Here is a 12135-nt window from a genome sequence, read left to right on the forward strand (position 1 = left end):
AACCCCCGCGCGCGGATCCGGCAAGCCCCGCGCGGATCACGAGGACCGCGGAGACCGCCGCCGGACGCGCGCGAGGAGCCGCCCGTCGATCGCCGCGAGGCCGCAGCCGATGAGCGCCATGCCGAGATAGTGCCGCGGATCGAGCCGCTCGCCGAGCCCGAGCGTGCCGAGCAGGATGGCCGAGACCGGGATCAGGAAGGTGACGAGGAGCAGGTTGGTGGCTCCGGCGGTGGCGAGGATGCGGAAATACAGCACGTAGGCGAGCGCGGTGGACAGGATCGCGAGTCCGGCTACCGCACCCCAGACCGGCAGGCCCGGGACCGGCAGCGTCCACGGGCGATCGACCAGCAGCGCGACCGGAACCAGCATCAGCGTCGAGGCCGTGACCTGCCCGGCGGCGGTGGCGAGCGGCGCCACGCCCATCCGGCGGAAGCGGCGGCCGAACACCCCCGCGAAGGCGTAGGAGACGGTCGCGGCCAGGACCGCGAGCTGGGCGGGCAGGGCGGCGCCGACGCCGGCGAGGACCGAAGGCCCGACCATCACGACCACGCCGGCGAGGCCGACGAGGACGCCCGCGAGCCGGTTGCCGGTCATCCGCTCGTCGCGGGTGAGACAATGGGCCACCACCACGCCGGAGAGCGGCGTGGTGGCGTTGAGGATCGCGGCGAGGCCCGAGGCGATGTGGGTCTGGCCCCAGACGATGAGGCAGAACGGCACCGCGTTGTTGAGCAGCCCCATGCCCAGGAAGGCGACCCAGACCCGCCGGTCGCGCGGCATCCGCGCTCCGCTCGCGACGACGACGAGGTTGAGCAGCAACGCCGCGAGGCCGACCCGCAGCACGACCAGGGTGACGGGCGGCAGGGCCGCGAGCGCCACGCCGCTGAAGAAGAACGAGCCGCCCCACAGGACGGACAGGACGAGCAGCATCGTCCATTCGAGCGGTGTCATCGGTCGTTGGGTCATCGGGTGGCTCCGTGGCGGGACGAAGCCTTAGAGTGACCCAGCGGGAGGCCGCATCCCGATCCTTGCCGCCGAATCCCGCACCCCCTCAGCAGACTTGCGTTGGCAGGCCAACGCTTCGTCCGCTCAGGTTCTTGTTGTGTCGCAGATTTTTGTCGCAAAACCGGGCGCCACTTTTGCGGAATCTGCTTAGCCGGCCCGCGCCTCCTGCGCCCCGGTCTCCGCCGCCAGCACGCCGAGATAGGTCTCGACCACCCGGGCGTCGGCTTCGAGCACCCGGCTCGGTCCCTCCAGCACCACCGCGCCGCCGTCGAGGACGTAGCCGTAATCGGCGACCCGCAGGGCGGCGCGGGCGTTCTGCTCGACCAGCAGCACCGACACGCCCTGGTCGCGCAGGGACGCCACGGTGCGCATCACCTCGGCGACGATCAGCGGGGCGAGGCCGAGGCTCGGCTCGTCGAGCATCAGCAGGCGCGGGCGGCCCATGAGGGCGCGGGCCATGGCGAGCATCTGGCGCTCGCCGCCCGACAGGGTGCCGGCGAGCTGGCGCCGGCGCTCCTTCAGGCGCGGGAACAGCGCGAACATGCCGTCGAGGGAACCGCGCTCGCGCCGGCCGAAGCGGAACGCGCCGAGGCGCAGGTTGTCCTCGACCGTCATGGTGGAGAACAGCTCGCGCCGCTCCGGGATCAGCCCGAGCCCGGCCCCGACCCGGGCCTCGATCGACAGCCGGCCGATCGGGCGGCCGTCGAAGGTGACCGCGCCGCGGGCGGGCAGAACCCCCATGAGGGCGCTCAGCAGCGTGGTCTTGCCGGCGCCGTTGGCGCCGAGCACGGTGACGACCTGACCGGGCTCGACCCGCAGGCCGACGTCGCGCACCGCCTCAATCTTGCCGTAGCAGACGGTGACGCCGGAGGCGTCGAGCAGGGCGCTCACGCGGCGCTCCCGAGATAGGCCTCGACCACCGCCGGGTTGGTGCGCACCACCCGCGGCGGGCCCTCGCACAGCTTGGCGCCGAAATTCATCACCACGAGGCGGTCGGCGAGGCCCATGACGAAATCCATGTCGTGCTCGACGAGCAGGATGCCGAGCCCCTCCCCGCGCAGGCGGTTCAGGAGGTCGGCGAGCGCCGCCTTCTCCTGGTGGCGCAGGCCCGCCGCCGGCTCGTCGAGGAGCAGCAGGGCCGGGTCGAGGCACAGCGCCCGGGCGATCTCGACGATGCGCTGCTGGCCGAGCGCGAGGCTCGCCGCCGGCCGGTCGCGGAGGGCGCCGAGGCCGACCCGGTCGAGCTGGCGCTGCGCCTCGGCGAACAGGGCCGCCTCCTCGGCGCGGTCGAGGCCGAGCGCCCCGCGCACCGCCCCGGCCGAGCCGCGCAGATGCGCGCCGAGCGCGACGTTCTCGATCACCGACATCGTGCCGACGAGCTTGACGTGCTGGAAGGTGCGGGCGACGCCGAGCCGGGCCACCGCCCGCGACGGCAGGGCCGAGGTGTCGCGCCCGAACAGCCGCACCGTGCCGGCCGACAGCCGCGCGACGCCGGTGACGAGGTTGAAGGTCGTGCTCTTGCCCGCCCCGTTGGGGCCGATCAGCGCCACGACCTCGCCCGGTGCGACCGAGAAGTCGATGCCGTCGACCGCGACGAGGCCGCCGAAGACCTTGCGCAGGCCGCTCGCCTCGAGCAGCGGGCCGGAGACTGCGGCGCGGCGCGGCGGCAGCGGCGGGGCCGCGACCGGCGCCGGCGGCGGCGGCGCGCCGGTGCGGCGGGTGAGGAGCGGCCACAGGCCGTCCGGCGCGCGCTGGAGCAGCAGCACGAACAGCACGCCGAACACGATCGCCTCGAAGTTGCCCTCGGCGCCGAGCACCAGCGGCAGCACGTTCTGGAGCTGGTCCTTGAGCAGGGTGACGAGGGTGGCGCCGAACACCCCGCCCCAGACCGAGCCGGCGCCGCCGAGCACCGCCATCAGCAGGTATTCGATGCTGGCGTTGAGGCTGAACGGGGTCGGGTTGATGGCGCGCTGGACGTGGGCGTAGAGCCAGCCCGACAAGGCCGCGAGCAGGGCCGCGTAGACGAAGGCGACGATCTTGATCCGCCCGGTATCGACCCCGAAGGCTTCCGCCGCGACCCGTCCGCCCTTCAGCGCCCGGATCGCCCGGCCGGTGCGCGAGCGCATCAGGCTCAAGGTCAGCACCACCGAGAGCCCGACGCAGCCCCAGATCAGGTAGAAGACCTGCTCGCTGGCGAGCAGCGGCGTGCCGAACACGGCGATCGGCGGCAGGCCCGGCAGGCCGTCGTAGCGGCCGAGCCAGTCGGAATTGCCGAGCACGTAGAAGAACGAGATGTTCCACGCGATGGTGCCGAGCGGCAGGTAATGCCCCGACAGCCGCAGGGTGATGGCGCCGACGACCCAGGCGCAGGCCCCCGCCACCGCGAGCGCCGCCGGCAGGCCGAGCCAGGGCGACACCCCGAGATGCAGGGTCAGGAGCGCGCTGGTGTAGGCGCCGATGCCGACGAACATCCCCTGACCGAACGACATAATGTTGGCCATGCCGGTGAGCACGACGAGGCCGACGACGACGATCGCGGCAAGGCCGGCATAGTTCAGCAGCGTGAACCAGAACGGCGGCACGCCGGGGACCAGCGGCAGGGCGAGGATCGCGAGACCGGCGAGGAGCGGGGCGAGCCGGGACATTCTATTCGTCGTCCTCGACCGGGTGCGAGCGCAGGGAGCGCCACAGCAGGACCGGGATGATCGCCATGAACACGATCACCTCCTTGAAGGCGCTGGCGTGGAAGGACGAGAACGCCTCGATGATGCCGACCAGCACCGCCGCCAGTGCGGCACCCGGATAGCTCGCGAGGCCGCCGATGATCGCCGCGACGAAGCCCTTGAGGCCGATGAGGAAGCCGGTGTCGTAGTAGATCGTGGTGAGCGGCGCGACGAGGATGCCCGACAGGGCGCCGATGAAGGCGGCGACCGAGAAGCTGAGCCGTCCGGCCATCGACGGGGCGATGCCCATCAGGCGGGCGCCGAGGCGATTGACCGCCGTCGCCATCAGGGCCTTGCCGATGAGCGTCAGGCCGAAGAACGTCCACAGGCCGAGGATGATCGCCGCCGTGAGCGCCAGCATCCACAGCGACTGCCCGCTCACCACCAGGGGGCCGGCGGGGATCATGGCATCGGAGAGCGGCGGGGTGCGCGAGCCCTCGGCGCCGAAGAACACGAGGCCGAGCCCGGTGAGCGCGAGGTGGCAGCCGACCGAGGCGACGAGGAGCACCAGCACCGAGGCGTGCTCCAGCGGCCGGTAGGCGACCGCGTGCAGGTAGGCGCCCATCGGGGTGACGATGGCGAGCGTGAGCAGGATGCCGACGAGGAGGCCGGGCTTCTCGGGCACGACGAGGGTCGCGCCGGCGATGGCGGCCGGCAGGACGAGGTCGCGCAGCGCGATGGCGCCGAGGCTGCGGGCGTCGAGCGTGTGCCGGCCCGCCGCGAGGTCGGCGACGAAGGCGGCGGCGCCGAGCGCCAGCAGCAGCCCGACGGTGCCCGGCCGGTGCCCGGCCTCGAACGCCGCGAGGGTGAGGGCGCCGTAGGCGACGAACTCGCCCTGCGGGATCAGGATCACCCGCGTCACCGTGAAGACGAGCACCAGGGACAGGGCGATCAGCGCGTAGATCGCGCCGTTGACCACGCCGTCCTGGACGAGGAGCAGAAGGATGGTGGAATCCACGGGGCGGGGGGTCCGGCTGGTGGGTTCGGGGGGTGCGCTGTGGCGCGTCCGGATGGTCTTCGACGGCACAGCCGCCCCGACCTTCCCCCCTCTGCGGGGGAGGGTGGCGAGCGCAGCGAGCCGGGAGAGGGGCAGCGCGACGCTGATCCAGGGGGCGCCTGTCATGCAGGTCGCGACCTCTCCGGAAGCGGCGTCCCCTCTCCCGCCCGGCCTCCGCCGGGCACTCTCCCCCGCAGAGGGGGGAGGGTCAGGCGCGCGGTCTCGTCAGCGGGCCCGGAACTTCCGCCCCGCCCTCAGTTCGTTGCCGAGAGCAGCTTCCACTTGCCGCCCTCGATCGTCACCATCACGCGGGCGCGCTGGTCCTGGCCGATATGGTCGGTCGGGGACATCGTGGCGACGCCGTGGGTGTAGACGACCTCCTTCAGCCCTTCGAGGGCGTCGCGGAGCGCGGCGCGGAAGGCCGGGGTGCCGGGCTCGGCGCCGCTCTTGAGCGCCACCGGCAGGGCGGTGGCGAGCAGGATCGCGGCGTCGTAGGCGTGGCCGCCGAAGGTCGCGAGCGAGCCGGCGCCGTTCTTCGCCTCGTAGGCCCGGGTGTAGTCGAGCGCGACCTTGCGCACCGGGTTCGATTCCGGGAGCTGCTCGGCGACCAGCAGCGGGCCGGCGGGCAGGATCGTGCCCTCGACGTCCTTGGCGCCGACGCGCAGGAAGTCGGCGTTGGCGACGCCGTGGGTCTGGTAGATCTTCCCGGCATAACCGCGCGACTTCAGGGTCTTCTGGGGCAGGGCGGCGGGGGTGCCCGATCCGGCGATCAGCACCGCGTCGGGCTGGGCCGCGGTCAGCTTGAGGGTCTGGCCGGTGACGCTGGTGTCGGTGCGGGCGAAGCGCTCGGTCGCCACGAGCTTGATGCCCTTGGCCTCCAGCCGCGGGGTGATCTCGGTGAGCCAGCCGTCGCCGTAGGCGTCGTTGAAGCCGATGAAGCCGACCGACTTGATCCCGGCCTTGACCATGTGCTCGACGATTGCGTCGGCCATCAGGCTGTCGTTCTGGGCGGTCTTGAACACCCAGCGGCGCTTGTCGTCCATCGGGCTGATGAGCTTCGACGAGGCCGCGACGGTGATCATCGGCACCTTGGCCTCGGCCGCGACCTCGATCATCGCCAGCGAGACCGGCGTGGTCGAGGAGCCGAGGATCGCGTCGACCTTGTCGTCGCTGGCGAGCTTGCGGGCGTTGGCGACGCCCTTGGTGCTGTCGGTGGCGTCGTCGAGGACGATCCACTCGATCTTGTGTCCCGCGACCTCGGTCGGGAACAGCGGCACCGAATTGGCCTGGGGGATGCCGAGGGAGGCCGCCGGCCCGGTCTTGGCGATGGTGACGCCGATCTTGACCGGCTCCGCCGCCAGGGCGGGAAACGACAGGGCGGCTCCGGCCATCGCCAGAGCCAAGACCATCCGCTTCATCGTCACGTCCTCCCTGCGGGCCCTTCATGGTGGGGCCTCGTCGCGCCGTGCCGGACCGCTTCGGGACCGGCGGCGCGTTGCGGGCTGTATGATTGACCGGACGGTTGGTCAATGCAAGCGCGGCGGACGTCCAGGGCAATCGCTCGAGAGCGATTGCCCTGGCCATTTCTGTTCGGCCTCAAGCGCCCGCGGCCGCCTCCGCGGCCTTGGCTTACGCTCCGCTCTGCGTTCGAGGGGACATTCGTCCCCTCGACCCCGCTCCGCGAGGCGCTCTTCGCGCCCGGCATCGAGCGTCGCCCTGCGGGCGACCGCAGGACAATCGCTTCAGCGATTGTCCTGACGCCTCCGCATGCCGCCACGAAAACCTTCCGCCGCCACGCTTGACTGCGGGGCGCGACGGTGCGAGTGGCGCCGCCCAATCGTTCCGCACACCCCCAGGGCAGGACCATCGCCGTGTCGCGCGCCTTCATCTTTCCGGGCCAGGGCAGCCAGGCCGTCGGCATGGGCGCCGGCCTCGCCCAGGATCACGCCGCCGCCCGTTCGGTCTTCGCCGAGGTCGACGAGGCGCTGGGCCAGAACCTGTCGCGGCTGATGTTCGAGGGCCCGGCCGACGAACTGACCCTGACGACCAACGCCCAGCCGGCGCTGATGGCGGCGAGCCTCGCGGCCCTGCGGGTGCTGGAGGCCGAGCGCGGCCTCGATCTCGCCCGCGACGTCGCCTTCGTGGCCGGCCATTCGCTCGGCGAGTACAGCGCGCTCGCGGCCGCCGGCAGCCTCACGGTCGCCGACGCGGCCCGGTTGCTGCGCCGGCGCGGCGAGGCGATGCAGGCGGCGGTGCCGGTCGGCGCGGGCGCGATGGCGGCTTTGCTCGGCCTCGACGTCGAGGCGGCGGCGGCGGTCGCGGCCGAGGCGGCGGGGGCCCAGGTCTGCGACGTCGCCAACGACAACGGCGCCGGACAGGTGGTGGTGTCGGGCCACCGCGAGGCGGTCGAGCGCGCCGTCGCCCTGGCCCAGGGGCGCGGCGCCAAGCGCGCGGTGATGCTCAACGTGTCGGCGCCGTTCCACTGCGCCCTGATGCAGCCCGCCGCCGAGGCGATGCGCGCGGCGCTGGCCGAGGTGCCGCTCGCCCCGGCCCGGGTCCCGGTGATGGCCAACGTGCTGGCGGCGCCGGTGCAGGACCCCGAGGCGATCCGCGACGCCCTGGTGCGTCAGGTCACCGGCACCGTACGCTGGCGCGAATGCGTCGCCGCGATGGCGTCCGCCGGGGTCGACCGGTTCTGGGAGATCGGCAGCGGCAAGGTGCTGTCGGGCCTCGTCAAGCGCATCGCCGCGGGCGCCACCGCCGCCACGGTCGGCACCCCGGCCGAGGCGGCCGCCTTCGCGGTGTGATCCGCCCTCTCCTACTTCAGTGGAAGCCACCACCATGTTCGACCTCAGCGGCCGCAAGGCCCTCGTCACCGGCGCCACCGGCGGGCTCGGCGGCGCCATCGCGCGGGCGCTGCACGCCCAGGGCGCCCACGTGGCGGTCTCGGGCACGCGCCGCGACGCCCTCGACGCGCTGGCGGGAGAACTCGGCGAGCGGATCCACGTCGTCGAGGCGAACCTGTCCGACACCGCCGCCGTCGAGGCGCTGGTGCCGGCGGCGGAAGCAGCCCTCGGCGGGCTCGACATCCTGGTCAACAACGCCGGCATCACCCGCGACAACCTCTTCATGCGGATGAAGGACGAGGAGTGGGACGCGGTCATCGCCGTGAACCTGACGGCGGCGTTCCGGCTGTCGCGGGCGGCGGTGAAGGGCATGATGCGCCGCCGCCACGGCCGCATCGTCAATGTCGGCTCGGTCGTCGGCTCGACCGGCAATGCCGGCCAGGGCAACTACGCCGCCGCCAAGGCCGGCCTCGTCGGCCTGACCAAGGCGCTGGCCGCCGAGGTGGCGAGCCGCAAGATCACCGTGAACTGCATCGCGCCGGGCTTCATCGCCTCGCCGATGACCGACGCGCTGACCGACAAGCAGCGCGAGGGCATCCTCGGCACCGTCCCGATGGGCCGGCTCGGCGAGGGCGCGGAGATCGCCGCGGCGGCGGTCTACCTCGCCTCCGACGAGGCGGCCTACGTCACCGGCCACACCCTGCACGTCAACGGCGGCATGGCGATGCTGTGACAGGCGGCCCGGGGCGGATCCGTCCTCCGCGGGCGGCGCTGAACTGGCCCTGAACCGCCCCTCGCCACGATCAAAACGCTGTGTTAAGCACCCGCCGGCCGTGCAAGGAGGGTGGCGGTTTCAGCCGGGACACGGCGTCACCACCCGGCCGCTGGCCCGCGGCGGCCTTCAACCATCCCACGACGAAAGAGACCGAGGACCGAACGATGAGCGATATCGCTGAGCGGGTGAAGAAGATCGTTGTCGAGCACCTGGGCGTGGAGCCCGAGAAGGTGACCGAAGGCGCGAACTTCATCGACGACCTCGGCGCCGACAGCCTCGACACCGTCGAGCTGGTGATGGCGTTCGAGGAGGAGTTCAACGTCGAGATCCCGGACGATGCCGCCGAGACCATCCAGACGGTCGGCGACGCCATCAAGTTCCTCGAGAAGAACTCGGGCTGAGTTCCTGCGTTTGGACTGAAGAACGGATCACGAAGCGACATGGGATCGGGTCGGGATAGCGCGATGCGTCGAGTCGTCGTCACGGGCCTCGGGATGGTGACGCCGCTGGGTGGCGGCGTCGAAGTCACGTGGCGCCGCCTCGTCGCGGGGCAGAGCGGAGCCTCGAAGGTCACGGCCTTCGACGTGTCCGACCTCGCCTGCCGAATCGCCTGCTCGATCCCGCTCGGCGACGGCAGCGACGGGACCTACGATCCCGACGCCTGGATGGAGCCGAAGGAGCAGCGCAAGGTCGATCCGTTCATCGTCTACGCGATGGCGGCGGCCGGCCAGGCGCTCGACGATGCCGGCTGGCATCCGACCGCCTACGAGGACCAGATCGCCACCGGCGTGATGATCGGATCGGGCATTGGCGGCATCGGCGGCATCTACGACGCCTCGGTGACCCTGTACGAGAAGGGCCCGCGCCGGATCTCGCCGTTCTTCATTCCCGGCCGCATCATCAACCTCGCCTCCGGGCAGGTGTCGATCGCCCACGGCCTCAAGGGGCCCAACCACGCGGTCGTCACCGCCTGCTCGACGGGGGCGCACGCCATCGGCGACGCGGCCCGCCTCGTGGCGCTCGGCGACGCCGACGTGATGCTGGCCGGCGGCGCCGAGTCGCCGATCAACCGGCTGTCGCTCGGCGGCTTCGCCGCCTGCCGCGCCCTCTCGACCGGCTTCAACGACGAGCCGACCCGCGCCTCGCGCCCCTACGACAAGGACCGCGACGGCTTCGTCATGGGCGAGGGCGCCGGCGTCGTGGTGCTGGAGGAGTACGAGCACGCGGTCGCCCGCGGCGCGAAGATCTACGCCGAGGTCGTCGGCTACGGCCTGTCGGGCGACGCCTACCACATCACCTCGCCCTCGCCGGACGGCGACGGCGCCTATCGCAGCATGAAGGCGGCGGTGAAGCGCGCCGGGATCGACCCGGGCGAGATCGACTACATCAACGCCCATGGCACCTCGACGCCGCTCGGCGACGAGCTCGAGCTCAAGGCGGTCGAGCGGCTGATCGGCGACGCCGCCAAGACCCCCGCGACCCCCGTCGCGATGTCCTCGACCAAGTCGGCCACCGGCCACCTGCTGGGCGCTGCCGGCGCGATCGAGGCGATCTTCTCGATCCTCGCCATCCGCGATCAGGTCGTGCCCCCGACCCTCAACCTCGACAACCCTTCGGTCGAGACCGCCCTCAACCTCGTTCCGTTCGAGGCGCAGCGGCGCAAGGTCGACATCGTGCTGTCGAACTCCTTCGGCTTCGGCGGCACCAACGCCTCGCTGATCCTGCGCCGGGTCGGCTGAACCTCGCCGGACGAGAGCGGAGCTGCGCGGCGCAATCGTCGCGCAAGCGAGGGGCGTTCCACTCGGTCGCGAGAGCGGCGGGCCGTGCGCGAAACTCCATTTCGCCATAAAAACCGCTCATCTCTCGCTGCAGACCGGACCCGTTCGCCGGGTCGGCGCGCCGGTGACCGGCGCGCGAGCACAGGACCGCCATGTTCCGCAGACGCAAGAACGAGGTGCCGGCCGCGCCGCCGCAGGGGCCGGATCAGCCGAACCGCCTCTCGCCCCGCAGCCCGAGCGAGGCGATCAAGCCGACCGCGGTGCCGCCGCCGCCCTCCCCGCCGGTGCGCGAGCGCGGCGGCTTCCTGTCGGCGGTGAGCGGCTTCCTGACCCTGTTCGTGATCCTCGGCATCGGGGCGATGCTCGGCCTCGTGGTGCTCGACCGCCAGACCAACGAGCCCGGGCCGCTGGCCACCGACAAGGTGATCGTGGTGCCGCGCTCCAGCGTCGGCGAGATCGCCCAGGCGCTCAAGCAGGAGGGCGTGATCGAGCACCCGATGCTGTTCGAGCTCACCGCCCGCTTCGGCCGCAAGCAGGCGCTGAAGGCCGGCGAGTTCAACTTCAAGGCCCATGCCAGCATCGACGAGGTGATCGACACCCTGATCCAGGGCAAGCCGGTCCAGCACGCGGTCACCTTCCCGGAGGGCCTGACCAGCGAGCAGATCGTCGCCCGGCTCAACGAGAACGACATCCTCACCGGCGAGCTCAACGAGATCCCGCCGGAAGGCTCGCTCTTGCCCGACACCTACAAGTTCGAGCGCGGCGACACCCGGCAGAAGATCCTGAACCTGATGCGCGCCAAGCAGCGCGAGGTGCTCAACCAGATCTGGATGCGCCGCTCGGCCGAGGTGCCGATCCGGACGCCGCAGGAACTCGTCACCCTCGCGTCGATCGTCGAGAAGGAGACCGGCCGCGCCGACGAGCGGCCGCGGGTCGCGGGCGTGTTCGTCAACCGCCTCCAGCGCCGGATGAAGCTGCAATCCGACCCGACGATCGTCTACGGCCTCGTCGGCGGCCGCGGCACCCTCGGCCGGGGCATCATGCGCTCCGAGATCGATCGGATCACCCCCTACAACACCTACCAGATCGAGGGCCTGCCCCCCGGCCCGATCGCCAATCCGGGCCGGGCCGCCCTGGAGGCGGTCGCCAACCCGTCGCGGACGAAGGAGCTGTTCTTCGTCGCCGACGGCACCGGCGGCCACGCCTTCGCCGAGACCCTCGACGCCCACAACCGCAACGTCGCCCGCTGGCGGCAGGTCGAGAAGGCCAAGGCGGCGACCGATCCGGCGGCGGCCGGCGTCGACAAGGTCGAGCCGCCGGCCGATCCCGCGGCGGCCCCGCGGCCTGGCGCGGCGGTCCCGATGGCGCCGCTCGCCTTCGACGGCGCCGCCGAGACCGGCGCGGGGCGCAACGGCCGGGCGTTCGACGCCTCCGAGGGCACCGCCCGCGATCCCTTGCGCAACCGCAGCTACGACCTGAACTCGCCCAAGACCGTGCCGGTGCTGCGCGCGCCGCAATAACCGACCGTCGGGAAAAAAGCCCCGACGGCGAAGGAGACGCCCGTGGCAGCGATCGCGAGCATGACGGGCTTCGCCCGCGAGGCCGGCACGAGCGGGCCGGTCCAGTGGGCCTGGGAGGTCCGCAGCGTCAACGGCCGCGGGCTCGAGGTCCGGGTGCGGGTGCCGCCGGGCCTCGACGCCCTCGGCGAGGAGGCGCGCGCCCTGATCCAGCGCCGCTTCGCCCGCGGCCAGTGCCAGCTCACCCTCACGATCAACCGCGCCGAGACGGCGCCGCGGGTGCGCCTCAACGAGGCCCTGCTCGCCGCCCTCGGCGAGGCGCTGGCCCGGGTCCGGCTGCCGGACGGCATCGCGCCGGCCTCGGTCGACGGCCTGCTCCAGGTCCGCGGCGTGATCGAGGCCGAGGAGAGCGCGCCGGACGACGCGGAGGGGCTGCGCCGCGACCTCGCCGCCGCGGCCGGGCGCCTCGTCGAGGCGCTGGCCGCCGCCCGCGCCGG

The 12135-nt window shown here is 72.4% G+C and carries 10 protein-coding genes and 1 pseudogene; 6 read left to right on the forward strand and 5 right to left on the reverse strand.

Going from position 1 to position 12135, the window contains the following annotated elements:
- Positions 1-36: 36 nt before the first annotated feature.
- The 5 genes and pseudogenes from EOE48_RS10555 to EOE48_RS10575 all read right to left on the reverse strand — a co-directional run bounded on the left by EOE48_RS10555 (position 37) and on the right by EOE48_RS10575 (position 6140).
- Positions 37-963 carry a DMT family transporter gene (locus EOE48_RS10555; protein WP_127728759.1) on the reverse strand — a complete coding sequence of 309 codons (927 nt, stop codon included), beginning with the start codon at positions 961-963 and terminating at the stop codon, positions 37-39.
- Between the two features lie 444 nt (positions 964-1407).
- Positions 1408-1962: pseudogene (locus EOE48_RS10560) on the reverse strand (ABC transporter ATP-binding protein); the annotation flags it as partial.
- A complete protein-coding gene (locus tag EOE48_RS10565; RefSeq protein ID WP_127728761.1) occupies positions 1890-3647 on the reverse strand; it encodes a branched-chain amino acid ABC transporter ATP-binding protein/permease in 1758 nt (585 codons plus the stop codon). The gene EOE48_RS10565 and the pseudogene EOE48_RS10560, both read right to left, overlap by 73 nt.
- Position 3648: 1 nt before the next feature.
- Positions 3649-4683 (reverse strand): branched-chain amino acid ABC transporter permease, encoded by a 1035-nt coding sequence (locus EOE48_RS10570; protein WP_127728762.1) that lies wholly within the window; start codon positions 4681-4683, stop codon positions 3649-3651.
- Between the two features lie 293 nt (positions 4684-4976).
- Positions 4977-6140: an ABC transporter substrate-binding protein gene (locus tag EOE48_RS10575; RefSeq protein ID WP_127728763.1), complete on the reverse strand. Its 1164-nt coding sequence runs from the start codon at positions 6138-6140 to the stop codon at positions 4977-4979.
- Between the two features lie 453 nt (positions 6141-6593).
- Here EOE48_RS10575 and fabD point away from each other — a divergent pair, with 453 nt between their 5' ends.
- The 6 genes from fabD to EOE48_RS10605 all read left to right on the forward strand — a co-directional run.
- The gene (fabD, locus tag EOE48_RS10580; protein WP_127728764.1) at positions 6594-7529 is read left to right on the forward strand and encodes an ACP S-malonyltransferase; all 936 of its coding nucleotides are present in this window, start codon (positions 6594-6596) and stop codon (positions 7527-7529) included.
- Between the two features lie 34 nt (positions 7530-7563).
- Positions 7564-8301 carry a 3-oxoacyl-[acyl-carrier-protein] reductase gene (fabG, locus tag EOE48_RS10585; RefSeq protein ID WP_127728765.1) on the forward strand — a complete coding sequence of 246 codons (738 nt, stop codon included), beginning with the start codon at positions 7564-7566 and terminating at the stop codon, positions 8299-8301.
- A gap of 206 nt (positions 8302-8507) precedes the next feature.
- Positions 8508-8744, forward strand: a complete 237-nt coding sequence (locus tag EOE48_RS10590) for an acyl carrier protein (protein WP_127728766.1) — start codon at positions 8508-8510, stop codon at positions 8742-8744.
- Positions 8745-8807: 63 nt separating this feature from the next.
- The gene (gene fabF / locus EOE48_RS10595) at positions 8808-10082 is read left to right on the forward strand and encodes a beta-ketoacyl-ACP synthase II (RefSeq protein ID WP_127728767.1); all 1275 of its coding nucleotides are present in this window, start codon (positions 8808-8810) and stop codon (positions 10080-10082) included.
- A 191-nt stretch (positions 10083-10273) separates the two neighbouring features.
- Positions 10274-11641: an endolytic transglycosylase MltG gene (gene mltG, locus EOE48_RS10600; protein ID WP_127728768.1), complete on the forward strand. Its 1368-nt coding sequence runs from the start codon at positions 10274-10276 to the stop codon at positions 11639-11641.
- Between the two features lie 60 nt (positions 11642-11701).
- A partial coding sequence (locus tag EOE48_RS10605; RefSeq protein WP_342791831.1) for a YicC/YloC family endoribonuclease occupies positions 11702-12135 on the forward strand: 434 nt, incomplete at its 3' end.

Origin of the sequence: Methylobacterium oryzihabitans (genome assembly GCF_004004555.2) — a bacterium.
GTDB lineage: Bacteria > Pseudomonadota > Alphaproteobacteria > Rhizobiales > Beijerinckiaceae > Methylobacterium > Methylobacterium oryzihabitans.